The organism is Streptomyces tateyamensis (assembly GCF_003205575.1).
GTDB lineage: Bacteria > Actinomycetota > Actinomycetes > Streptomycetales > Streptomycetaceae > Kitasatospora > Kitasatospora tateyamensis.
The window spans coordinates 19136-41400 of the sequence record NZ_PYBW01000058.1; the positions used below are offsets into that span (position 1 = coordinate 19136).

The window sequence follows — 22265 nt, forward strand, 5'->3', positions numbered from 1 at the left end:
GTGGCTCCCTTCTTGAACCTCGATGGAGTTTAGGGATGAGGGGGTAGTACCGGCGAGTAGCCCCAGGTGGTGAGCTTGCCCACACGGAGCGTCACGCACATGGTGATCATGCGCGCACACAGCGGGAGGGTCGCAGGTGGCAACGGTACGCCGGGGGCTTGGGGTATCACTGGAGCGCCCTTGAGGCTGCGGTGGTCTTCGCCACATCAGGGGGCGAGCGCGGCCGGACTCTGGGAGGTGGCGGAGGGTGCTGGGGTGGTCGCGGCAGCCGTCACGTCGGCCACCAGCTCGACCTCGTCAGGTCCGTACTTGCCCGGATTGATCACCCGCAGCATCAGGACGAAGCTGCCGTGCGGGCCGTAACGGCGCATCAGCTCGTGCTGGCGGCGCACCAGGAAGCGCACCGCCGCGTGGTTGGCGATCGCGGCCTGACCCAGGATCAGGAAGGTGGGCCGGCGCCCGGCGCCCGGGTCCAGCCGGGCCAGCAGCGCGTAGCTCCAGCCCGGCGAGGTCTGGCTGGAGGGCTCGCCGTGGTACTCGTCCTCGCCCACGGTGACCGAGCCCCAGGTGCCCGGGGCGTACTGGAAAGTGACGTTGGGCAGTCGCCACAGCAGGTGGGCCGCGGCGCGCTCGTTGCTGTGCGGGCCGCCCAGGCAGAACTCGGCCTTCTCGCCGAGGCCCTCGTGCACCTGGTCGTGCGAAACGATCTCCGGGCGGGCGCCGCAGGAGCTGACCAGCACCGCGAGCTCCATCAGGGCGCTGACGTCGCTGCGGTGCACGCTCTGGCCGCTGTTCGCGCTGACGTGCCGGTTGACCACCAGCAGGCAGTCGCTGCCGCCGGGCATCCCGAAGAAGGTGCGCAGCCGGTCCAACCGCCGTCGCCGGCGCAGGAACTGGACCAGCCAGCCGACCGCCGCGCCGATCGCGCTGGTGAGCAGTCCCAGCACGAGGTTGAGCACCATGTCCGCCATCCGGCCCTCCCCCTGTGCGACGGCGGCGCCAGCCTAGCGGTGAGGCTCCGTCAGCTCCACAGGTCGGTGATGCGCAGGTCGAGTTCGCCCAGCAGGGTGCGCAGCAGCGGCAGCGACAGGCCGATCACGTTGCCGTGGTCGCCCTCGATGCCGGTCACGAAGGGGGCCGAGCGGCCGTCCAGGGTGAAGGCGCCGGCCACGTGCAGCGGTTCGCCGCTGGCCACGTAGGCCGCGATCTCGGCGTCGTCGGGCTCGGCGAAGTGCACGGTGGTGGAGGCGGTGGCGCCGGCCTGCCGGCCGGTGGCGGTGTCGATCAGGCAGTGTCCGGTGCGCAGCACGCCGGAGCGCCCGCGCATCGCGTGCCAGCGGCGCACCGCCTCGGCGGCGTCGGCGGGCTTGCCGAGCGCCTGGCCGTCCAGTTCGAGCACCGAGTCGCAGCCGATCACCAGCTCGCCGCCGGTGAGGCGGTCGGCCACCGCGGCGGCCTTGGCCCGGGCCAGCACCAGGGCCAGCTCGGCCGGGCTGTCGGCGGTCAGCGCGTCCTCGTCCACCCCGCTGACGATCACCTGCGGGTCGAGCCCGGCCTGGCGCAGCAGGCCCAGGCGGGCGGGGGAGGCGGAGGCGAGCACGAGCGGGCGGCGATCAGTCATGCCGCCCAGCCTAGGGCGTGCCAATCGGATGACTCGCCCTGGAGCCCGTCGCTCCCCCGCCGCCGGAGCGGGAAGGGAGCGACGGTTCAGTTCAGCGCGCCCAGCCCGAGGTGCGCCAGGCGTGTGCGCCGGGACGGGGCAGCGGGTGCATGGCGCGGGCGCGGTCGGTCCACGCGGAGGCCGGGCCGCTCGCCGTGGCGGCCGCGTCGAGCGCGGCCTGGCCGGCGGCGGCCCGGGCTTGGACCACCGCCAGGACGGTGGCCAGCTCCTCGGGGGTCGGCTGACCGTGCAGCACCTGGAACTCGGACATCGCTTGCAGCTCTCCTCGCCGGGGTCGTTACAGGGGGATGTTGCCGTGCTTCTTCGGCGGCAGCACCTCGCGCTTGCCGCGCAGCGCACGCAGCCCGCGGACGATGTGGGTACGGGTCTCGGAGGGCGCGATCACCGCGTCCACGTAGCCGCGCTCGGCCGCCAGGTACGGGTTGAGCAGGGTGTCCTCGTACTCGGCCACCAGCTCGGCCCGGCGGGCCTCCACATCCTGCCCGGCCGCGGCGGCCTCGGCCAGTTCGCGCCGGTAGACGATGTTGGCCGCGCCCTGCGCACCCATCACCGCGATCTGCGCGGTCGGCCAGGCCAGGTTGAGGTCGGCACCCAGGTGCTTGGAGCCCATCACGTCGTAGGCGCCGCCGAAGGCCTTGCGGGTGATGACGGTGATCAGCGGCACGGTCGCCTCGGCGTAGGCGAAGATCAGCTTGGCGCCGCGGCGGATGATGCCGTCCCACTCCTGCCCGGTGCCGGGCAGGAAGCCGGGCACGTCCACGAAGGTCAGCACCGGGACGTTGAAGGCGTCGCAGGTGCGCACGAAGCGGGCGGCCTTCTCGCTGGCGGCGATGTCCAGGCAGCCGGCCAGGTCCATCGGCTGGTTGCCCACCACGCCGACCGGGTGGCCCTCGACCCGGCCGAAGCCGGTGACGATGTTGCCCGCGTACAGCGGCTGCGTCTCCAGGAACTCGCCGTCGTCGAGCACGTGCTCGATCACCTTGCGCATGTCGTACGGCTGGTTGGCCGAGTCCGGCACGATGGTGTCGAGCTCCAGGTCCTCCTCGGTCACCGCCAGGTCGGCGGCCTGCGGGAAGACCGGCGGCTCGGCGAGGTTGTTGGAGGGCAGGTAGGAGAGCAGGTTCTTGACGTACTCGATGGCGTCCTTCTCGTCGGCCGCCAGGTAGTGCGCGTTGCCTGACTTGGTGTTGTGGGTCCGGGCGCCGCCGAGCTCCTCCATCCCGACGTCCTCGCCGGTGACCGTCTTGATCACGTCCGGGCCGGTGATGAACATGTGCGAGGTCTGGTCGGCCATCACCACGAAGTCGGTGACCGCGGGGGAGTAGACCGCACCGCCCGCGCACGGGCCCATGATCAGCGAGATCTGCGGGATCACACCGGAGGCGTGCACGTTGCGGCGGAAGATCTCGCCGTACAGGCCGAGCGAGACCACGCCCTCCTGGATCCGGGCACCGCCGGAGTCGTTGATGCCGATGACCGGGCAGCCGGTCTTCAGCGCGAAGTCCATCACCTTCACGATCTTCTCGCCGAACACCTCGCCGAGCGAGCCGCCGAAGACGGTGAAGTCCTGGGCGAAGACCGCGACCTGGCGGCCGTCGACGGTGCCGTAGCCGGTCACCACGCCGTCGCCGTAGGGGCGGTTCTTCTGCTGGCCGAAGTTGATGGAGCGGTGCCGGGCGAACTCGTCGAACTCCACGAAGGAGTCCTCGTCGAGCAGTTCGAGCACGCGCTCGCGGGCCGTCAACTTGCCTTTGGCGTGCTGCTTCTCGACCGCCGCAGCGGAGCCGGAGTGCACCGCCTCGTCGATCCGGCGGCGCAGATCGGCGAGCTTGCCGGCAGTGGTGTGCGGGTCCGGCGAGGTGGGCAGGTCGGTCATCCCGTGGGGTTCCTCACGTGAACAGTCAGGGGTGGAGGGCAGGTGGAACGGGCAGCTGCCACGAACTACCGTCGGGTAGCCTAGCCAGCCGCGCGGCACCGGTGTTATGGCCAGCGACACAGTGTGTTAACGAGCGTTGCTGCGGGACGATGGGTCGGCGTACGGCTACCGGCAGTCCCTCCGCGTCGGCCCGGCCGAGCGGCCCCCGCCCCCTACGCTGGGCCCATGACCGAGGCTGATCGACCCCGCCGCAGTGGACTGCGTGGCTTCGGCCACGCCGGTCCGTCCCCCTGGACCGATCTGGACCGCCCGCCGCTGGACGCCGAGGCGCTGCGCCGCGACCTGCTGGTGCCCGGCGGCCGGTGGACGGCGCTGGACGTGGTGGAGGAGACCGGCTCCACCAACTCCGACCTGACCGCCCGCTCGCGCGAGGGCGAGCCCGAGGGTGCGGTGCTGGTGGCCGAGCGCCAGTACGCCGGGCGCGGCCGGCTCGACCGGGCGTGGAGCGCCCCGGCGCGCTCCGGCCTCTTCCTGTCGATGCTGCTGCGTCCCACCGTGCCGCGCGAACGGCTGGGCTGGCTGCCGATCCTGGTCGGCGTGTCGGTGGCCGCGACCGTGCACCGGGTGTCGGGCGTGTCGGTGGGCCTGAAGTGGCCCAACGACCTGCAGGTGGAGATCGACGGCGAGGAGCGAAAGCTCGGCGGCATCCTCACCGAGCTGACCGGCGAGGCCGTGGTCGCGGGCCTGGGTCTGAACGTCACGCTGCGCGCGGACGAGCTGCCGGTGCCCACCGCCGCCTCGCTCGCGCTGGCCGGTGCCGAGGTGACCGACCGGGCCACCCTGCTGCGCGCGCTGCTGCGCGAGTTCGCCGAGCTGTACGGGGAGTGGCAGGGGGCGGCCGGCGACCCGCAGGCCAGCGGGCTGCTGCCGGCCTACGCCGCGCGCTGCACCACGCTGGGCCGCCAGGTGCTGGTCCAACTGCCCGGGGACCGCGAACTGCGCGGCGAGGCGGTGGCGCTGGACACCGACGGGCGGCTGGTGGTGCGCACCGCGGACGGCAGCCGGCAGGCGGTCGGCGCGGGTGACGTGGTGCACGTGCGACCGGAGCCGCGCAGCGCCTGACGTGGCAGTGTTCGCTCCCGGATGCTCCGGATCGGCGGATTCCGTGCGACGATGCCACCTGGCACGGTGTGAGGCGCGCCACTGTCGTGTGCGACCGCGCGTCGCGCCTCACCGCAGGATGGGACCTCACGGCAAGTGCGGCGACCGCACGGGGACGGACCGGTGGCAGACGACGACGGCGGGCAGGAGCCCAGGGCCGGCACCCGCGGCAACGCGGGGTCCGAGGACGCGGACCAGACCGTGGCCCTGGACCTGGAGGAGCTGATCCTGGGGGCCCCGCGGCGCTACACCCCGTACCAGGCCGCCCGCACCGCCGAGGTGCCGATGGAGCTGGCCACCCGGTTCTGGCGGGCGATGGGCTTCCCGGACATCGGCCAGTCCCGGGCGCTCAACGACGGCGACGTGATCGCGCTGCGCCGCCTGGCCGGCCTGGTGGAGTCCGGGCTGATCAACGAGTCGATGGCGATCCAGGTGGCCCGCTCCACCGGCCAGACCACCGCGCGGCTGGCCGGCTGGCAGATGGACACCTTCCTGGAGAACCTCACCCAGGCCGCCGAGCCCGGCCTGACCCGGGCCGAGGTGGCCTACCCGCTGGTCGAGCTGCTGCTGCCGGAGCTGGAGCAGTTCCTCGTCTACGTCTGGCGCCGGCAGCTGGCCGCGGTCACCGGACGGGTGGTGCAGGCCGCCGAGGACGCCGAGATCACCAGCGGCCGGCTCGCGGTGGGCTTCGCCGACCTGGTCGGCTTCACCCGGCTCTCCCGCCGGCTGGAGGAGGAGGAGCTCGGCTCGCTGGTGGAGACCTTCGAGTCCACCTGCGCCGACCTGATCGCCGGTCAGGGCGGCCGGCTGATCAAGACCCTGGGCGACGAGATCCTGTTCGTCTCGGAGGACCCGGTGACGGCCGCGGAGATCGCGCTCAGCCTGGTCGAGACGCTGACCGGGGAGGAGAACATCCCGGCGCTGCGGGTCGGGATGGCCTTCGGCACGGTCACCTCGCGGATGGGCGACGTGTTCGGCACGACGGTCAACCTGGCCAGCCGGCTCACCTCGATCGCGCAGCGGGACGCGGTGCTGATCGACGGGGAGTTCGCCGCCGTACTGGAGCAGGCCGGCGCGGCCGCCCAGGGCGCCGCGGACGGCACCGGGACGGCGCAGGCCCAGCTGGCCGAGGCACTGGCCGCGCACTCCGGGGCGCCGCTGGGGGCGCTGGGCGCACCGGCCGCGCCCGGCGGGCAGCCGCGCTTCCACCTGCAGGCGATGTGGCGCCGACCGGTGCGCGGGCTCGGCCTGGTCGAGCCCTGGCTGCTGACCCGGCGCGGCCGGCCCGCGGCCTGACCCGGCGGATCCGGTCGGGCGACCGGACGCGCGGCGGCCTGACGGATGTTTTTCCGACGAATTCGGGCATTTCACTCCGTCATCGCCCTAGTCTGGTCTCGTGATGGCCGAGCTCGAACACCCCGATGGGTCGCCCGAAGACGCGGTGGTGGCCAGCGGCCTGGACCAGCGGCTGCAAGCCGTGGTCGAGCTGGCCCAGGACATGGCGGCGGCGCAGAGCGCGCTGGAGGCGGTGCGGGCGGCGGCCGCCCGGGCCACCGCGGCGCTGGGCGCGACGATGGCGGCGGTCTCGGTCTGGGACCGGGAGTCGGGGCGGCTGCGGGTGCTGGTGAACCACGGCGAGCTGGCCGCGGGGGAGGAGGAGGTCCCGGAGGACGAGTCCTACCCGGTGGCCGACTTCCCCGAGATCGTCACCTACCTGGACGAGCACTGGAGCACCGGCCGGCTGCCCCGGGCCTGGGTGCAGACGGCGGAGGAGCTGGTGCCGCACGCCGCCACCGCGCACCCGGGCGCCGGCCCGTTCTGCCAGCAGCGCGCCGCCGGTCTGCGCCGGCGCGGGCGGTCCTGCTGCCTGGTGGCGCCGATCGTGCTGCACGGGCAGGCCTGGGGCGAGCTCTACCTGGCCCGCGGCGCCGGACTGCCGGTCTTCACCGAGGCCGACGCCCAGTACGCGACCCTGCTGGCCGCGCAGATCTCGGCCGGCCTGGCGCAGACCGAGCGGCTGGCCGACCTGCGCCGGCTCGCCTTCACCGACCCGCTGACCGGGCTGGCCAACCGGCGCGCGGTGGACGCCCGGCTGGAGGCCGCGCTGGCCGCCCACAACCGCGACAACACCGTGGTCTCGCTGGTGGTCTGCGACGTCAACGGGCTCAAGCGGATCAACGACCAGCACGGCCACGAGATGGGCGACCGGCTGCTGGAACGGTTCGCCAACCAGCTCTCGATGGCCGGGGCCAAGCTGCCCGGCTCGCTGGCCGCCCGGCTCGGCGGGGACGAGTTCTGCCTGCTGGCGGAGGGTCAGAAGGCGGACGAGGTGGTCGCGGTGGCCGAGGAGCTGTGCGCCAAGGCGCTGCAGCTGGCCCACGGGGAGGGGGTGGCCTGCGGGGTGGCCTCCACCGGGGACGCGATCGGGCCGGTCTCCACCCCGGACCGCCTCTTCCGGCTGGCCGACGCCGCGCAGTACCGGGCCAAGGCGGCCCGCGCCGCGCACCCGGTGGTGGCCGGGCGCAGCCACGGCCCGGGCCTGGCCCCCGACCCCACCGTGCTGCTGGCCGACGCGGCCGACCCGCACCACCGGGCGGACGGGCGGGCGCCGCGGCCCGGCAGCGGGGTGCGGCTGCCGCACGCCGACCGGCGGCGCTTCCGCGGCGCCGCGCACAGCGCCGACCCCGGGCAGCTGCTGTCGGTGGTGCTCGCCGCGCTGGACCAGGAGCACGGCCCGCGGCTGCACCACCCGGCGGACACCCTGGGGCGCCTGGCCGCGGTGGCGGAGACGGCGGCCCGGCTGCTGGACGCGGTGGCCTGGTGGATCTCCTACGTGCCGCCCGGCTCGCGGCTGATGCACACCGCCCGGCACGCCGTGTACCGGATGACCAGCGGTCCCGCCCTGCGCGGCGAGGAGCTGTCCCCCGCGGCGGCCCGCCGGCTGGAGAGCCAGCGGGCCCGGATCGAGGCGCCGGACGCGGTCTTCGACCTGGAGCACTACCCGCTCACCCGGCGGGCGGTGCGCGGCGGCAGCTTCGCGCTGCGCACCGGGGCGGTGGGCAACGACCCGGCCGAGGAGGCGGTGCTCATGGTCGGCGGCTACCGCGGCATGGTGGCGGCGGGCGGGGTCAACCCGGCCGGCGGCTGGCTGGTCGAGCTGTTCGCCGACGAGGCGACGCTGCCGCTGGGCCAGGTCGCTCCGGCGCTGCGGGCGCTGGTGGCGGTCGCCCTGGCCGGACCGGCCTCACCGCCGCCGAGCTGAGTTCGGTCCTGTGGGAACAGCCGAACAGCCGAACAGGCGGTTGTCATATCTTCATTCAGCTGATCTGATAGTGCATATGGATATGCACAGTGCTCCGGCCGCCGACGCGCCGCTTGTTCAGGTCGGCAAGGCCGACGTCACCGCCGAGGACGTGCTCGCCGTCGCGCGCGGCGACGCCCGGGTGGAGATCGGCCCCGACGCGCTCGCCGAGATGGCCGTCTCGCGGGCCCGGATCGACGCGCTGGCCGCCGAGCCGCGCCCGGTCTACGGCGTCTCCACCGGATTCGGCGCGCTCGCCGTGCGCCACATCAGCCCCGAGCTGCGCGCCCAGCTGCAGCGCTCGCTGGTCCGCTCGCACGCGGCCGGCATGGGCCCGGCGGTGGAGCGCGAGGTCACCCGCGCCCTGATGTTCCTGCGGATGAAGACCCTGGCGTCCGGCCGCACCGGCGTGCGCCCGCTGGTCGCCGAGACGATGGCCGCGATCCTCAACGCCGGCATCACCCCCGTGGTGCGCGAGTACGGCTCGCTGGGCTGCTCCGGCGACCTGGCCCCGCTCTCGCACTGCGCCCTGGTGCTGATGGGGGAGGGCCTGGCCTACGGCCCGGACGGCGCCGAGCGCCCGGCCAACGAGCTGCTGGCCGAGGCCGAGATCGCCCCGATCGAGCTGCTGGAGAAGGAGGGCCTGGCCCTCATCAACGGCACCGACGGCATGCTCGGCATGCTGGTGATGGCCATCGCCGACCTGCAGCGCCTGTTCACCACCGCCGACATCACCGCCGCGATGAGCCTGGAGGCGCTGCTCGGCACCGACAAGGTGCTCGCCCCGGAGCTGCACGGGCCGATCCGCCCCCACCCGGGCCAGGCGCTCAGCGCCGCCAACATGCTCGCCGTGCTCAAGGGGTCCGGCCTGACCGGCCACCACCAGGACGACGCGCCGCGGGTGCAGGACGCCTACTCGATCCGCTGCGCCCCCCAGGTGGCCGGCGCCGGCCGCGACACCGTGGCGCACGCCCGCACGGTGGCCGAGCGCGAGCTGGCCGCCGCCGTCGACAACCCGGTGGTGCTGCCGGACGGCCGGGTGGAGTCCAACGGCAACTTCCACGGCGCCCCGGTCGCCTACGTGCTGGACTTCCTGGCGATCGCGGCCGCCGACCTCGGTTCGATCTCCGAGCGCCGCACCGACCGGCTGCTGGACAAGGGCCGCTCGCACGGCCTGCCGGCCTTCCTGGCCGACGACCCGGGCGTGGACTCCGGTCTGATGATCGCTCAGTACACCCAGGCGGCCCTGGTCAGCGAGAACAAGCGGCTGGCCGTGCCGGCCTCGGTGGACTCGATCCCGTCCTCCGCGATGCAGGAGGACCACGTCTCGATGGGCTGGTCGGCGGCCCGCAAGCTGCGCCAGGCGGTCGAGAACCTGGGCCGGATCCTGGCCGTGGAGCTGACCGCCGCCGCCCGCGCCCTGGAGATCCGCACCGCCGACGGCACCGTGGCATCGGCTCCGGCCACCGCCGCGGCGCTGGCCGCCGCCCGCGAGGCCGGGGTCGGCGGGGCCGGCCGGGACCGGTTCCTGGCGCCGGACCTGGCCGCCGCCGAGGCGTTCGTCGCCTCCGGCGCGCTGATCCGCGCGGTCGAGCAGGTCACCGGCCCGCTGGCCTGACCCGTCGTCAGGAGCGGGTGGGCCGTCAGGCCCACTCGCTCCGGCGCGCGTTGGCCGCCTGGCGCTGCTGCTCGCGCTGCTCGGCCCCGACGGCCGCGAGGTTGACGCCGACGATGCCGGCCCAGGAGATCAGCATCCCGGGCAGGCCGTGGCTGGCGCCGATCGCGGTCAGCGGGATCGCGAAGACCAGCGAGACGATCGGCATCGCGCCCCAACCGCGCTTGCCGTCCCGCTCGCGGCGGGTGCGGGGGCCCCGGCCGCCGCGGTCGGACTCGTAGGCGTCCAGCCGCTCGGCCACCCGGTGCTCCACCCGGGCGTCCAGGCGGGCGTCGATCCGGGAGAGGAACGAGTCGACCAACTCGGTCTCGTACTCGGGCCCCAGCTCCTTGCGGGCCTGCAGAGCGGCGTCGAGTTCGCTGCGGAATTCGGTGGGGCGGCTGTCGTCCATGGCACCAGCCTGGCCGCTGGTGGTGAGCGGGGTCCAGCCGCAGTCACCGCGCTATCGGGGAGAAATCAGGGTGACCCTGAGGAGCCCCGGGTCGGTTCCGGTCCGGCCGACGAGACATCATTGCCCCTCGTACCGCGGCTGCTGCACAGTCGATCGGACACCCACCGCCGAAGGGACCCCGTACATGAGCGAGCCGTCGCCCGGCCCGTCCGCCCGGCTGCTGGTGCTGTTCGACGGCCACCGCCTGACGCCCACCCAGCGCCGGATCGCGCACGCCCTGGTGCGGCACGCCGCCGAGGCGCCGTTCCTGTCCAGCGTGGAGGTGGCCGAGCTGGCCGGGGTCAGCCAGCCCTCGGTGACCAGGTTCGCGGTCGCCCTCGGCTACGACGGCTACCCGGCACTGCGCCGGCGGCTGCGCGAGCTCGGCGGCGGGGAGACGGCGGTGCCGGAGAGCCCCGCCGAGGTGGTGCGCAACGAGCACCAGCAGGCGGTGCTGGCCGAGATCGCGCACCTGCAGCGGCTGGCCGCGCTGCTGGCCGACCCGGAGCCGATCGTGCGCGCGGCCCGGCTGCTGGCCGCCTCCCGGCCGCTGCCGGTGCTGGGCCTGCGGGCAGCCTCCGCCCAGGCCTACGGCTTCGCCTACTTCGCCGCCAAGGTGCACCCGGACATCCGGCTGATCTCCGAAGGCGGCTCGATGCTGGCCGACCGGATCGAGCAGGCCCGTGCGGCCGGGGCCACCGCGCTGCTCTGCTTCGCGCTGCCGCGCTACCCGCGCGAGCTGATGGACGCGCTCGCGGTGGCCCGGGACTGCGGACTGACCGTGCTCACCGTGGCGGACAGCGCCTTCGCGCCGGTGGCCGCGCTCTCCGACCTGATGCTGCCGGCCGAGGTCGGCACCGGCCTGGTCTTCGACACCGCCTGTGCGCCGATGGTGCTGGGCCGGGTGCTGCTGCAGACCATGTGCGACGAACTGCCGGGCGCCGAGGCCCGGTTGGAGGCGATCGAGCAGTCGGCGGCGGCCCGAGGCTTGTTCCTGGAGTAATCCGGGCATCCCCTGGACAGGACGAACGGGGGTGTCCGCGATGCGCGTGATCCACGAAATGCGGCCGGTCGGCAAGCTCGCCACGGGCGCCGAGGAGTGGGCCTGTCCGAGCTGCGGCCGCCGGGTGGCGCTGGCCGGTCCGCCGCGCCCCGGACTGACCGTGCTGGAGCCGGGGGACGAGAGCGTGGTGCACGTGGGCCTGAGCGAGCCCGCCACCGCCGTCACCAACCCCGGCGAGCCCTACGGCCTGGGCCCGATCGAGGAGATCCCGCGCCCGCCCGGCCTGCCGATGCTCCCGCTCGACACCGCCGACACCGCCGCCCGCGACCGCGCCTGGCTGGCCGAGATCGGCATCGACTGGGACGGCGACGAGGCGGCCTGAGCGGGGAGCGCCGCCCGTCCGCCCCGGGCTGGGCGCCGCCCGCCTGGGCGGGTGAACACCGCGTGCCGCCATCACGGTGGCGACCGCAGGATTGGGACTGCGGAGCCTCTGGCCTGGCTCCGGATGATTGGATATATTCAGTCCAGTCAATCGTGAATGAAACCATCCGCAAGGAGGCCGGCAGCATGACGGAGCAGCAGGTGAGTGGTCCGCGAGAGGTGCGCGCGGCGCGCGGGACGAAGCTGACGGCCCAGGGCTGGCAGCAGGAGGCCGCCCTGCGGATGCTGATGAACAACCTCGACCCCGAGGTGGCCGAGCACCCCTCCAAGCTCGTCGTCTACGGCGGCACGGGCAAGGCCGCGCGCGACTGGCGCTCCTTCGACGCGATGGTGCGCACCCTGCAGGGCCTCAAGCAGGACGAGACCATGCTGGTCCAGTCCGGCCGCCCGGTCGGCGTGATGCAGACCCACGAGTGGGCCCCCCGGGTGCTGATCGCCAACTCCAACCTGGTCGGCGACTGGGCCAACTGGGAGGAGTTCCGCCGGCTGGAGAGCCTGGGGCTCACCATGTACGGCCAGATGACCGCCGGATCCTGGATCTACATCGGCACCCAGGGCATCCTGCAGGGCACCTACGAGACCTTCGCCGCCGTCGCCAACAAGCGCTTCAACGGCACGCTGGCGGGCACCGTCACCCTCACCGCCGGCCTCGGCGGGATGGGCGGCGCCCAGCCGCTGGCCGTCACCATGAACGGCGGCGTGGCGATCTGCGTCGACTGCGACCCGTCCCGGATCGCCCGCCGGATCGAGCACCGCTACCTGGACGTCGAGGCGACCAGCCTGGAGCACGCCCTGGAGCTGGCCGCCGCCGCCCGGGACAAGAAGCAGCCGCTCTCCATCGGCCTGCTCGGCAACGCCGCCGAGGTCTTCCCGCAGCTGCTCGCGATGGACGCACCGATCGACATCGTCACCGACCAGACCAGCGCGCACGACCCGCTCTCCTACCTGCCGACCGGCGTGGCCTTCGAGGACATGGCCGACTACGCGGCCGCCAAGCCCGCCGAGTTCACCCAGCGCTCGCGCGAGTCGATGGCCAGGCACGTCGAGGCGATGGTCGGCTTCCAGGACCGCGGCGCCGAGGTCTTCGACTACGGCAACTCGATCCGCGGCGAGGCCCAGCAGGCCGGCTACGACCGCGCCTTCGCCTTCCCCGGCTTCGTGCCGGCCTACATCCGCCCGCTGTTCTGCGAGGGCAAGGGCCCGTTCCGCTGGGCCGCGCTCTCCGGCGACCCGCAGGACATCGCCAAGACCGACAAGGCCGTGCTCGACCTGTTCCCGGAGAACGAGTCGCTGCACCGCTGGATCAAGATGGCTCAGGAGAAGGTGCACTTCCAGGGCCTGCCGGCGCGGATCTGCTGGCTCGGCTACGGCGAGCGGGACAAGGCCGGCGAGCGGTTCAACGACATGGTCGCCAGCGGCGAGCTGTCCGCCCCGATCGTGATCGGCCGCGACCACCTGGACTGCGGCTCGGTCGCCTCCCCGTACCGCGAGACCGAGGCGATGCTGGACGGCTCCGACGCGATCGCCGACTGGCCGCTGCTCAACGCCATGGTCAACGTCGCCTCCGGCGCGTCCTGGGTCTCCATCCACCACGGCGGCGGCGTTGGCATCGGCCGCTCGATCCACGCCGGCCAGGTCACGGTCGCCGACGGCACCGCGCTGGCCGGCGAGAAGATCCGCCGGGTGCTCACCAACGACCCGGGCATGGGCGTGATCCGGCACGTGGACGCCGGCTACGACCGTGCCGACGAGGTCGCCGGCGAGCGGGGCGTTCGCATCCCCATGGGCGAGCTGTGACCCTGCCGTCCTTCGAGGAGATGTGGGCGGAGCTGCTCCCCGTGGGCCGCTCCGCCGCGTCCGGCGGCTACCGTCGGCACGCCTGGAACGGCGCCGACGCCGAGTGCCGGGCCTGGTTCGAGCAGCAGGCCCGCGACCGCGGCCTGCACTACGAGCTGGACCGCAACGGCAACCAGTGGGCCTGGCTGGGCGACCCGCAGGGCACGGGCGCGATCGTCACCGGCTCGCACCTGGACTCGGTGCCGGACGGCGGCGCCTTCGACGGCCCGCTCGGCGTGGTCTCCTCCTTCGCCGCCCTGGACGAACTGCGCGGGAGGGGAGCGCGGTTCGCCAAGCCGTTGGCGATCGTCAACTTCGGCGACGAGGAGGGGGCCCGGTTCGGCGTGGCCTGCATCGGCTCCCGGCTCGCCGCCGGGGTGCTGGCGCCCGAGCAGGCCGTCGAGCTGCGCGACGCCGACGGGGTGCGGCTGCCGGACGCGATGGAGCGGGCCGGCTACGACCCGACCGCGATCGGCGCCGACCGCGATCGGCTGGCCCGGATCGGCGCCTTCGTCGAGCTGCACGTCGAGCAGGGCCGGTACCTGGCCGAGGATCAGCCGGTCGGGGTGGCCTCCGCGATCTGGCCGCACGGCCGCTGGCGGTTCGACTTCCACGGCGAGGCCAACCACGCCGGCACCACCTGGCTGGACGACCGGCGCGACCCGATGCTCACCTACGCCAACACGGTGCTGGCGGCCCGCAAGAAGGCCCGGCTGGCCGGTGCGCTGGCCACCTTCGGCAAGATCGCGGTGGAGCCCAACGGCACCAACGCGATCGCCTCCCTGGTGCGCGGCTGGCTGGACTCCCGGGCGGCCGACGAGGCGACGCTGACCGAGCTGGTCGAGCAGATCCACCAGGCCGCCGCCGAGCGCGGCGAGCGCGACGGGGTCAAGGTCGAGCTGACCCGCGAGTCCTACACCCCCGTGGTGGACTTCGACGTGCCGCTGCGCGACCGGATCGCCGCCACCCTGCACGGCGCCCCCGTACTGCCCACCGGGGCAGGACACGACGCCGGAATCCTGGCCTCGGCGGTGCCGACCGCCATGCTGTTCGTACGGAACCCGAGCGGTGTCTCGCACTCGCCGGCCGAGCACGCCGAACTGCCCGACTGCCTGGCGGGCGTCTCGGCCCTCGCGGACGTCCTGGAGGACCTCGCATGTCAGTAGGCACGTCAGCGGCGACGACGTACTGGGCCGAGCACGCCTGGCTGCCGCACGTCAACGGTCCCGTGGTGGAGCCGGACGTCCTGGTGCGGGTGGCCGCCGACGGGCGGATCGCCGAGGTGCTGCCGGACAGCGGGCCCTGCCCGGACGGCGCGGTGCGGCTGCGCGGCCTGACGGTGCCCGGGCAGGCCAACGCGCACTCGCACGCCTTCCACCGGGCGCTGCGCAGCACCGTGCAGGTCGGCTCCGGGACCTTCTGGACGTGGCGCGACACCATGTACCGGTTCGCCGGCGCACTGGACCCGGACAGCTACCTGGCGCTGGCCACCGCCGTCTACGCGGAGATGGCGCTGGCGGGGATCACCGCGGTGGGGGAGTTCCACTACCTGCACCACGCACCGGGCGGCGCCCGCTACGCCGACCCGAACGCGATGGGCGAGGCGCTGATCGAGGCCGCCGCCCGGGCCGGGATCCGGATCACCCTGCTGGACACCTGCTACCTCTCCTCGGGCTTCGGAGCGGACCTGACCAAGCCTCAGCTGCGCTTCGGCGACGGCACGGCCGAGGCCTGGGCGGAGCGCGCCGCCGCCCTGACGCCCCGTCCGCACGCCCGGATCGGGGCCGCCGTGCACTCGGTGCGCGCGGTGCCGGCCGATCAGTTGAGCACGGTCGCGCACTGGGCCTCGATGCGCAAGGCGCCGTTGCACGTGCACCTGTCGGAGCAGACCGCCGAGAACGACGCCTGCCTGGCCGCGCACGGCGTCACCCCGACCCGGCTGCTGGCCGACCACGGGGTGCTCGGCCCGCGCACCAGCGCGGTGCACGCGACCCACCTGACGGAGGAGGACATCAAGCTGCTGTCCGACTCCTCCACCGTGATCTGCATGTGCCCGACCACCGAGCGGGACCTGGCGGACGGGATCGGCCCGGCCCGCACCCTGGCCAGCGCCGGCTGCCCGGTCACCCTGGGCAGCGACAGCCACGCGGTGATCGACCCGTTCGAGGAGGCGCGGGCGCTGGAGCTGAACGAGCGCCTGCGCACCCGCACCCGGGGCCACTGGACGGCCAACGCGCTGCTGCGCGCGGGCACCGAGGACGGGCACGCCTCGCTGGGCTGGCCGGAGGCGGGCCGGATCGAGGCCGGGGCGCTGGCCGACTTCACGGTGCTGGCGCTGGACTCGGTGCGGACCGCGGGCTCGGTGCCCCGGCTGGGCGCCGAGATCGCCGTCTTCGCCGCCTCGGCCGCCGACGTGCGGGACGTGGTGGTCGGCGGCCGGCGGATCGTCGCCGACGGCGTACACACCCTGGTGCCGGACGCCGGTGCCGCCCTGCAGACCGCCGTCTCCTCCCTGAAGGTGTCATGACCAGCACGCTCATCACCAACATCGGCACCCTGGTCACCAACGACCCGTCATGCCCGGGGCTGCTGGGCCTGGTCGAGGACGCCGCCGTGGTGATCGACGGCTCGGTGGTCACCTGGACCGGCCGCGCCGCCGAGGCGCCGGCCGCCGACCAGGCCTTCGACGCCGAGGGGCGGGCACTGCTGCCCGGCTTCGTCGACTCGCACGCCCACCTGGTCTTCGCCGGGGACCGGACGGCGGAGTTCAACGCCCGGATGTCCGGCCAGAGTTACACGGCGGGCGGGATCCGCACCACGGTCGCGGCGACCCGTTCCGCATCCGACGCACAGCTCTCCGCGAACGTCTCCCGGTTCATCACCGAGGCGCTGCGCCAAGGCACGACGACCGTCGAGTGCAAGTCCGGCTACGGCCTGACGGTCGAGGACGAGGCCCGCTCGCTGCGGATCGCCGCCACGTACACCTCCGAGACCACCTACCTGGGCGCCCACGTGGTGGCCCCCGAGTTCGCTGACGACCCGTCGGCGTACGTGGACCTGGTCACGGGCGAGATGCTCGACGCCTGCGCCCCGTACGCCCGCTGGGTGGACGTCTTCTGCGAGCAGGGCGCCTTCGACGGCGACCAGGCGAGGGCCGTCCTGACCGCGGGCATCGAGCGCGGCCTCACCCCCCGGGTGCACGCCAACCAGCTCTCGCACGGCCCGGGCGTCCAGCTCGCGGTCGAACTGGGCGCCGCCTCGGCCGACCACTGCACCCACCTGACCGACGCCGACGTGGCCGCCCTGGCCGGCTCCGCCACGGTGGCCACCCTGCTCCCCGGCGCCGAGTTCTCCACCCGGGCCCCCTACCCGAACGCCCGCCGCCTCCTCGACGCGGGCGCCACGGTGGCCCTCTCGACGGACTGCAACCCGGGTTCGTCGTTCACCACCTCGATGGCCTTCTGCATCGCGGTAGCGGTCCGGGAGATGGGCATGACCCCGGACGAGGCCGTCCACGCCGCCACCACAGGCGGCGCCCGCGCCCTGCGCCGCACCGACGTCGGCCACATCTCCCCGGGCGCCCGCGCCGACCTGCTGCTCCTCGACGCCCCCAGCCCGGTCCACCTGGCCTACCGCCCTGGCGTCCCCCTGACGGCAGCGGTCTGGCGCGCGGGCGTCCGGGAGCTCTGAGACTCAGGCCGACCCGGTTCCGCGCCACCTCGCTCCGCTGCGGGGTGGCGCGGATGGGCCGCGGGCTGGTCGGGCGCGGGCAGTCCGTTCAGGAGCAGCCGTTGTGCGGAGCGGCGGTTGAGCTCTCGGACCCTCTCCCGAAGCCCTGTCAGGACCTCTGAATCGCCGGGTGGTTCGAATCCGGTCACCCCCCACCGCGAAGCCACGGGCCGAGCGGGCGGCCCTCGGCGCGGGTGCACAGACCCGCGCTCTGATGCCGGGCACGCAGGACCCGCACGTCGGTGACGGCGGAGTGGTCGAACAAGGCTCGTGCCTTGGCGGCCAGCGTGTCGAAGGCATCGCACTCGGCGCACTCGTCAACGGCGTTGTCAGGCAACGTCATCGCTCCACCCCTTGTTCGGGCACTTCTCCCCGCCGCACTCGCAGAACGGATACCCGTGCGGAGCGCCGCGCAGGTGGGCCACGACCGTGCTGCTGCGGCGGCCCCGGCGCTCGAAGTAGAGGGGGTCGTACTCGGCGAGGACAGCAGCCATCTCGGCCGGGGAGGCGGTCTTTCGGTCGGAAACGGGCACGGTGGGGCTCCTCCCGACGGGGGGTCTGGATGCGGAGCCAACGTAAGGTGCCGTGGGGCATATTTCTAGCTGTTTTCGCGTCCCCGCAAGAAGCTGTCTCGGATATCAGCGGCCAGCTCCCGCATGGCGCTTCCAGAAACCGCCAATTCCTCGAAGCGCTGGAATTTTTCCAGGTACAGCTCGACGTCTCTCGGCTCGCTGGTCGTGATCTCCGCATGCGGGATTTCCACGATCACCATGCGACTGTCATAGACAACGAACGACGAAGTCGGCGCCTCGGTCATATCAGCAGCGAGCGGGAGAATTCCGACCCGTACGTTCGGCAGCCTTGACAGGGTGATCAATCGGTCCAGCTGTACGGCCATGGCCAGTGGTGGCAGCAGGCGCCATCTGAGCACGGATTCGGTGATGAGGTACCGGAACGATTTTTCGGTGTCGTAAAGTACTTCCTGCCGCCTGGCCCGTGCGCTGACCATGCGCGAAATGGCCTCCTCCGTCAGTTCGCGCTGACGGAGGAGGCCTCGAATGTATTCCGGTGTCTGACACAGGCCGGGAACGCAGGAGATCTGAAAGACTCGCTGCAGCCGGGTGTCGTGCTCCATAGATCGGATGGCGTCCTGGTGATGGTGCAGTCCGCTCCGGCGGTAGAGCCGCCATGCCGTAGCCTCGGTCGCCTCTCGCCGGGCCAAATCGGTCAGTTTCGCTCTTATCTCGGCCGACACGCCGAGCGCTGTCAGGATCCGGTCCACGTCCAGGGCTGTCGGGGCGAGCTTGCCGGTTTCGATCCGACTCAACTTGGACTGGGACATGGCAGCGCTACGGGCCACGACTTTAGCCTCTTTTCCGCTGGCCTGCCGCAGTTCCCGTAGCGTGCTGCCGATGTCGCTTTTCACGCCTTCCCGTACCGCTCCCACCACTTGGGGAACGGCTCGGCCTGGCTCATGGCGAGGTCCCGCCACTTCTGCCACTTCTCGGGCTCGTCCTCGGGAAGCGCACCGAGGAAGGCTCCATCACTGTCATAGGTCATGGAGACGACCGTTGCGTTGTCGAACATCCAGAAGTCCGGCACGCCTTCCAGTGGGTTCGGCCTGTTGGTGACATCCAGGATGAAGAACTCCTCACCCGCCGTTTGGTTGCTCCGGTAGCCCCAACCAAGCTCGTAGCGCAGGTAGTCGGTTAGTGGTCGGGTCAAGATGTGCACCCGGTACATGCGCTTGCCCACCTCGGTGTTCGACCGGATCTGCGCAAGCCAGGCGGCACTGAAGTCGGCCGGCTTCTCCTCGCCGGCGAAGAAAGCACGAAGGTTCTCGGGGTTGGAGGAGCCGGTGTAGTCGTCCAAGGTCTCCAGCCGGAAGGCTTCCTCCTGGAAGCCGTCGAACAGTGCGTCGAACGAGTCACGTGAGATGGTCACGAGCCACCCGCCTCAGGAGCGCCACGGGGATGCGAACGGCCGTCTCATTCTCCGGGAGCTGCATTGCCGCGAGTGCTTCCGGGTCGTCGATCCTGAACCCCTGCACAACCAGTTCGTCGGTGTCCGTGGCGTAGATCGTCGGACATGGGCCGACTTCACACTCGCTGTCCAACTGTGTGAGCTTCACCGTCACTCCCCTTCGTCTGTATCCCCATCGATGCTCTCCGTAGTGATGCGGTTGAGGCAAGAGGGTCTCTTTGCGGTAACGCGCAATCACCACGAGCGCGTTGGGGGAGCCGGGGGCGCGAGGGGCGCGCGGGGGTGGTGCGTGGCTGTGGTGTGATCACCCTATGTGGCTATTCGACTACGCAGACGTGTACTGTCCGCCGTGAACGGGTCGCCCCTGCGGAAAAGGGGCGAGCCCGGCCGGTGTTCACAGCACCAGTGCCGGGCTCTTCACCCGTGAGTGGAAGAGGCCACTGAAGGATGCTCAGGAATGTTATCGCGCCTGCGGGCGCCCACACCCGGATTGCCGACGCGCACATCTGGGATGACGAACTGTCAGACACCGCCTTCCGGCTGCTGGTACGGGCGCTCGCCCTGTCCGGCGAGGCCGCACGGGCGACCACCGTGACTGAGCTGGCGGCCGGGTTGGCCGGCGGGCGGCTCACGGTGGACCGGGCGCGGCGGCAGCTGGGCCGGGCCGGGCTGCTGCACAGCGTGGTGAAGCGCAGCAAGGCCGGGCGGTTGCGGACTGAGTCGCTGGTGTCGAGCGTGCCGCTGACCGAGGCCGAGGCGGAGGCGATCTTCCTCGGGCGGCGCCCTGCTGACCGGGTACCGGATGTCGGGAAGCGGCAGGACGGTCCGCCGGACATCCCGTCGCCCGGCACCGTAACCCCGGTAGTGGAACTACCGGAGGAGAAGGAATCCCCCCTACCGGTCCCGCCGCGCGAGAAGCCCGAGAAGCGAGGCGAGCCCGAGCCCGAGTCGCGCGCTCCCGGCGAGGCCGCCGCCGAGCAGCTGCTGCTGTCGCTGCGTCAGGTCGCGCCCGGCTTGGCGCTGGGTGCCCGCCAGGCAGCCCGGCTCGCCCCCCTCGCCGCCGAGTGGCTGGCCCGGGGCGCGACCCCGGCGGAGTTGCGGCACGCGCTCACCTCTGCGCTCCCGCAGCCGGTCAAGTCCCCTGCGGCCCTGCTCCGCTGGCGGCTGCGCGAGCTGATGCCCGAGCCGAGGCGAGCCCGTCCGGCAGCACCCCCACTGACCACCTGCGAGGACTGCGACCGCGCGTTCCGACCAGTGCTGGGCGAGCAGCGCTGCGGGAGCTGCCGGACGGCCGCGCCACAACCGGTGGCAAGCGCAGCGCCAACGAACATCAGCTGGCGCGACCGCATCCGCCTGGCCACCTGAAACGCCGGTGGCCCGGTACGCGAACCGCGTACCGGGCCACCGACCAGCCGAGCGACGGGCGTCAGTGCACGTCGCCCATCAGCCGGATCACGTTCTTGCGGTACATCACCAGCGCGACACCGGCGACGATCGCCGCCGCGCCCTGGATGGCGAAGTAGACCGTGGATCCGGTCGCGTCGCCCAGACCCAGCTGGATCACGGCGGCCACGCAGTCACCGGCGGTGACGGCGAGGAACCAGACGCCCATCATCTGGCTGGCGTACTTGGCCGGGGCCAGCTTGGTGGTGACCGACAGGCCGACCGGAGACAGGGTCAGCTCGCCGACCGTCTGGACCAGGTAGACCAGGGCCAGCCAGAGCGGGCTGACCTTGACGCCGCCGGAGGCCGCGGCCATCGCCAGCATCATGACGAAGAACGAGGCACCGATCATCAGCAGGCCGATGGCGAACTTCATGGTGGTGCTGGGGTTCTTGGCGCGGCGCGCCAGCCACACCCAGAGCCAGGCGAAGACCGGGGCCAGCGCCATGATGTACAGCGGGTTCAGCGACTGGAACCAGCTGGACGGGAAGTGCCAGCCGAGGAGCGACAGGTTGGTGTTGTCGTCGGCGAACACGCTCAGGGTGGAGCCGGACTGGTCGTAGATCATCCAGAACACGGCGGCGACCACGAAGAACCAGATGTAGCCGCTGATCTTGGACTGCTCGGACTCGGTCAGTTCCTTGTCCCGCTTGAAGCGGGCGAAGACCAGCACCGGGATCGCGATGCCGGCGATCGACAGCGGCCAGACCGCCCAGGAGATGGTGAAGTGGCCGGTCAGCACCACGACCGCGTAGAAGGCCAGGGCCAGCGCGACCCAGAAGGCGCCCTTCTTGAGCAGCGCGCTCTTCTCGGCGGCGGTGATCGGCGAGCCGACCACGTCGCTCTTGGCGCTCAGGTGGCGGGTGCCCATCAGGTACTGGCCCAGGCCCAGCGCCATGCCTACGCCGGCCAGCGCGAAGCCCAGGTGCCAGTCGACGCTCTGGCCGACGGTGCCGATGACCAGCGGGGCGGCGAAGGCACCGAGGTTGATGCCCATGTAGAAGATGGTGAAGCCGCCGTCCCGGCGGGGGTCGTTCGGGCCGTCGTACAGGTGGCCGACCATGGTGGAGATGTTGGCCTTGAGCAGGCCGGAGCCGGCCGCGATGAAGACCAGGCCGACGAAGAACGAGGCCTTGACCGGGACCGCCAGCAGGAAGTGGCCGATCATGATCACGGCGCCGCCGAGGGCCACCGTCTTGCGGGCCCCGAGGAAGCGGTCGGCTATCCAGCCGCCCGGCAGGGCGAGCAGGTAGACCATCGCGTTGTAGACGCTGTAGATCGCCGTCGCGAGCGCGACCTTCATGCCCAGGCCGCCGTGGTTGGTCCCGGCGACCATGTAGAGCACGAGCAGGGCCCGCATGCCGTAGAAGCTGAACCGCTCCCAGGTCTCGGTCATGAAGAGCGTGGCGAGTCCGCGGGGGTGCCCGAGGAAGGTCTTGCCGCCGCCGGACTGGTGCCCGGGCTGTACGCCGGGCTCCCAGGTGGTGGTTGACGCCATCTGTTGTGGTTCCTTGCCTGACTGTCCGGGACTCCGTGCGCCCTGTGGTGTGGCGGCGGGTCCGGTGCACCGCGCGGCCTGGGGCTGCTCGCCCAGGGGGGATCCGCGGTACATGACATGGGGACCGGACCACTGTACGTCGCGATATTCCACGACATGACGGGACAAAAGACGCCGAATGAATAACAGATAGGTCAAGCGAGTCCGC

General features: G+C 72.5%; 21 protein-coding genes and 1 pseudogene. 11 read left to right on the plus strand and 11 right to left on the minus strand.

The features are described 5' to 3' along the window. Positions 1-206: 206 nt before the first annotated feature. The 4 genes from C7C46_RS18305 to C7C46_RS18320 form a co-directional block, all read right to left on the minus strand. Complete coding sequence (locus C7C46_RS18305; protein ID WP_110670932.1) at positions 207-971, minus strand: hypothetical protein; 765 nt, start codon at positions 969-971, stop codon at positions 207-209. A 50-nt stretch (positions 972-1021) separates the two neighbouring features. Continuing rightward, positions 1022-1621, minus strand: a complete 600-nt coding sequence (locus tag C7C46_RS18310; RefSeq protein WP_110670933.1) for a nucleoside triphosphate pyrophosphatase — start codon at positions 1619-1621, stop codon at positions 1022-1024. A 91-nt stretch (positions 1622-1712) separates the two neighbouring features. After that, complete coding sequence (locus C7C46_RS18315) at positions 1713-1931, minus strand: acyl-CoA carboxylase subunit epsilon (protein ID WP_110670934.1); 219 nt, start codon at positions 1929-1931, stop codon at positions 1713-1715. Positions 1932-1958: 27 nt separating this feature from the next. Next, a complete protein-coding gene (locus C7C46_RS18320) occupies positions 1959-3557 on the minus strand; it encodes an acyl-CoA carboxylase subunit beta (protein WP_110670935.1) in 1599 nt (532 codons plus the stop codon). A gap of 225 nt (positions 3558-3782) precedes the next feature. On the opposite strand from C7C46_RS18320, the gene C7C46_RS18325 reads away from it, so the two are divergent. From C7C46_RS18325 to hutH, 4 genes and pseudogenes are all read left to right on the plus strand, one after another. Continuing rightward, a complete protein-coding gene (locus tag C7C46_RS18325) occupies positions 3783-4679 on the plus strand; it encodes a biotin--[acetyl-CoA-carboxylase] ligase (protein ID WP_110670936.1) in 897 nt (298 codons plus the stop codon). Between the two features lie 135 nt (positions 4680-4814). Continuing rightward, on the plus strand, positions 4815-6014 hold the full coding sequence (locus C7C46_RS18330; RefSeq protein WP_110670937.1) for an adenylate/guanylate cyclase domain-containing protein: 1200 nt from the start codon (positions 4815-4817) through the stop codon (positions 6012-6014). A 202-nt stretch (positions 6015-6216) separates the two neighbouring features. After that, positions 6217-7344, plus strand: a pseudogene (locus C7C46_RS36615) (GGDEF domain-containing protein); the annotation flags it as partial. A gap of 718 nt (positions 7345-8062) precedes the next feature. Continuing rightward, positions 8063-9637, plus strand: coding sequence for a histidine ammonia-lyase (hutH, locus tag C7C46_RS18340; RefSeq protein WP_110670938.1), 1575 nt, complete (start codon positions 8063-8065; stop codon positions 9635-9637). A 25-nt stretch (positions 9638-9662) separates the two neighbouring features. Here hutH and C7C46_RS18345 read toward each other — a convergent pair whose 3' ends face one another. Further along, the gene (locus C7C46_RS18345; RefSeq protein WP_110670939.1) at positions 9663-10085 is read right to left on the minus strand and encodes a hypothetical protein; all 423 of its coding nucleotides are present in this window, start codon (positions 10083-10085) and stop codon (positions 9663-9665) included. A 184-nt stretch (positions 10086-10269) separates the two neighbouring features. On the opposite strand from C7C46_RS18345, the gene C7C46_RS18350 reads away from it, so the two are divergent. From C7C46_RS18350 to hutI, 6 genes are all read left to right on the plus strand, one after another. Continuing rightward, positions 10270-11127, plus strand: a complete 858-nt coding sequence (locus C7C46_RS18350; RefSeq protein WP_110670940.1) for a MurR/RpiR family transcriptional regulator — start codon at positions 10270-10272, stop codon at positions 11125-11127. Between the two features lie 31 nt (positions 11128-11158). After that, positions 11159-11509: a hypothetical protein gene (locus C7C46_RS18355; RefSeq protein WP_110670941.1), complete on the plus strand. Its 351-nt coding sequence runs from the start codon at positions 11159-11161 to the stop codon at positions 11507-11509. Positions 11510-11709: 200 nt separating this feature from the next. Next, on the plus strand, positions 11710-13365 hold the full coding sequence (gene hutU, locus C7C46_RS18360; protein WP_110670987.1) for a urocanate hydratase: 1656 nt from the start codon (positions 11710-11712) through the stop codon (positions 13363-13365). A gap of 20 nt (positions 13366-13385) precedes the next feature. After that, positions 13386-14570 (plus strand): allantoate amidohydrolase, encoded by a 1185-nt coding sequence (locus C7C46_RS18365; RefSeq protein ID WP_110670988.1) that lies wholly within the window; start codon positions 13386-13388, stop codon positions 14568-14570. Beyond that, complete coding sequence (locus tag C7C46_RS18370) at positions 14561-15931, plus strand: formimidoylglutamate deiminase (RefSeq protein WP_110670942.1); 1371 nt, start codon at positions 14561-14563, stop codon at positions 15929-15931. Before C7C46_RS18365 ends, C7C46_RS18370 begins: the two co-directional genes overlap by 10 nt. Then, complete coding sequence (hutI, locus tag C7C46_RS18375) at positions 15928-17094, plus strand: imidazolonepropionase (RefSeq protein ID WP_110670943.1); 1167 nt, start codon at positions 15928-15930, stop codon at positions 17092-17094. The genes C7C46_RS18370 and hutI overlap by 4 nt, the downstream gene beginning before the upstream one ends. Before the next feature lie 184 nt (positions 17095-17278). On the opposite strand, the gene C7C46_RS18380 is transcribed toward hutI, so the two are convergent. From C7C46_RS18380 to C7C46_RS18400, 5 genes are all read right to left on the minus strand, one after another. Next, a complete protein-coding gene (locus tag C7C46_RS18380; RefSeq protein ID WP_110670944.1) occupies positions 17279-17476 on the minus strand; it encodes a hypothetical protein in 198 nt (65 codons plus the stop codon). After that, a complete protein-coding gene (locus C7C46_RS18385; RefSeq protein WP_110670945.1) occupies positions 17463-17666 on the minus strand; it encodes a hypothetical protein in 204 nt (67 codons plus the stop codon). Before C7C46_RS18385 ends, C7C46_RS18380 begins: the two co-directional genes overlap by 14 nt. 65 nt (positions 17667-17731) lie before the next feature. Further along, positions 17732-18559: a helix-turn-helix domain-containing protein gene (locus C7C46_RS18390; RefSeq protein ID WP_245984494.1), complete on the minus strand. Its 828-nt coding sequence runs from the start codon at positions 18557-18559 to the stop codon at positions 17732-17734. Continuing rightward, complete coding sequence (locus C7C46_RS18395; RefSeq protein WP_110670947.1) at positions 18556-19077, minus strand: DUF6879 family protein; 522 nt, start codon at positions 19075-19077, stop codon at positions 18556-18558. Before C7C46_RS18395 ends, C7C46_RS18390 begins: the two co-directional genes overlap by 4 nt. Further along, entirely contained in the window at positions 19061-19264 is a 204-nt protein-coding gene (locus C7C46_RS18400; protein ID WP_110670989.1) for a hypothetical protein, read from the minus strand. Before C7C46_RS18400 ends, C7C46_RS18395 begins: the two co-directional genes overlap by 17 nt. A gap of 299 nt (positions 19265-19563) precedes the next feature. On the opposite strand from C7C46_RS18400, the gene C7C46_RS18405 reads away from it, so the two are divergent. Continuing rightward, complete coding sequence (locus C7C46_RS18405; RefSeq protein ID WP_110670948.1) at positions 19564-20481, plus strand: serine/threonine-protein kinase; 918 nt, start codon at positions 19564-19566, stop codon at positions 20479-20481. Positions 20482-20542: 61 nt separating this feature from the next. Here C7C46_RS18405 and C7C46_RS18410 read toward each other — a convergent pair whose 3' ends face one another. Continuing rightward, the gene (locus tag C7C46_RS18410) at positions 20543-22057 is read right to left on the minus strand and encodes a peptide MFS transporter (RefSeq protein WP_110670949.1); all 1515 of its coding nucleotides are present in this window, start codon (positions 22055-22057) and stop codon (positions 20543-20545) included. Positions 22058-22265: the final 208 nt, after the last annotated feature.

What these genes read in the sequence shown, in the direction of transcription:
- C7C46_RS18305 (WP_110670932.1), bottom strand. Translation starts at nt 971, where the DNA reads ATGGCGGACATGGTGCTCAACCTCGTGCTGGGACTGCTCACCAGCGCG.
- C7C46_RS18310 (WP_110670933.1), bottom strand. Translation starts at nt 1,621, where the DNA reads ATGACTGATCGCCGCCCGCTCGTGCTCGCCTCCGCCTCCCCCGCCCGC.
- C7C46_RS18315 (WP_110670934.1), bottom strand. Translation starts at nt 1,931, where the DNA reads ATGTCCGAGTTCCAGGTGCTGCACGGTCAGCCGACCCCCGAGGAGCTG.
- C7C46_RS18320 (WP_110670935.1), bottom strand. Translation starts at nt 3,557, where the DNA reads ATGACCGACCTGCCCACCTCGCCGGACCCGCACACCACTGCCGGCAAG.
- C7C46_RS18325 (WP_110670936.1), top strand. Translation starts at nt 3,783, where the DNA reads ATGACCGAGGCTGATCGACCCCGCCGCAGTGGACTGCGTGGCTTCGGC.
- hutH (WP_110670938.1), top strand. Translation starts at nt 8,063, where the DNA reads ATGCACAGTGCTCCGGCCGCCGACGCGCCGCTTGTTCAGGTCGGCAAG.
- C7C46_RS18345 (WP_110670939.1), bottom strand. Translation starts at nt 10,085, where the DNA reads ATGGACGACAGCCGCCCCACCGAATTCCGCAGCGAACTCGACGCCGCT.
- C7C46_RS18350 (WP_110670940.1), top strand. Translation starts at nt 10,270, where the DNA reads ATGAGCGAGCCGTCGCCCGGCCCGTCCGCCCGGCTGCTGGTGCTGTTC.
- C7C46_RS18365 (WP_110670988.1), top strand. Translation starts at nt 13,386, where the DNA reads ATGTGGGCGGAGCTGCTCCCCGTGGGCCGCTCCGCCGCGTCCGGCGGC.
- C7C46_RS18370 (WP_110670942.1), top strand. Translation starts at nt 14,561, where the DNA reads ATGTCAGTAGGCACGTCAGCGGCGACGACGTACTGGGCCGAGCACGCC.
- hutI (WP_110670943.1), top strand. Translation starts at nt 15,928, where the DNA reads ATGACCAGCACGCTCATCACCAACATCGGCACCCTGGTCACCAACGAC.
- C7C46_RS18380 (WP_110670944.1), bottom strand. Translation starts at nt 17,476, where the DNA reads ATGACGTTGCCTGACAACGCCGTTGACGAGTGCGCCGAGTGCGATGCC.
- C7C46_RS18405 (WP_110670948.1), top strand. Translation starts at nt 19,564, where the DNA reads ATGCTCAGGAATGTTATCGCGCCTGCGGGCGCCCACACCCGGATTGCC.
- C7C46_RS18410 (WP_110670949.1), bottom strand. Translation starts at nt 22,057, where the DNA reads ATGGCGTCAACCACCACCTGGGAGCCCGGCGTACAGCCCGGGCACCAG.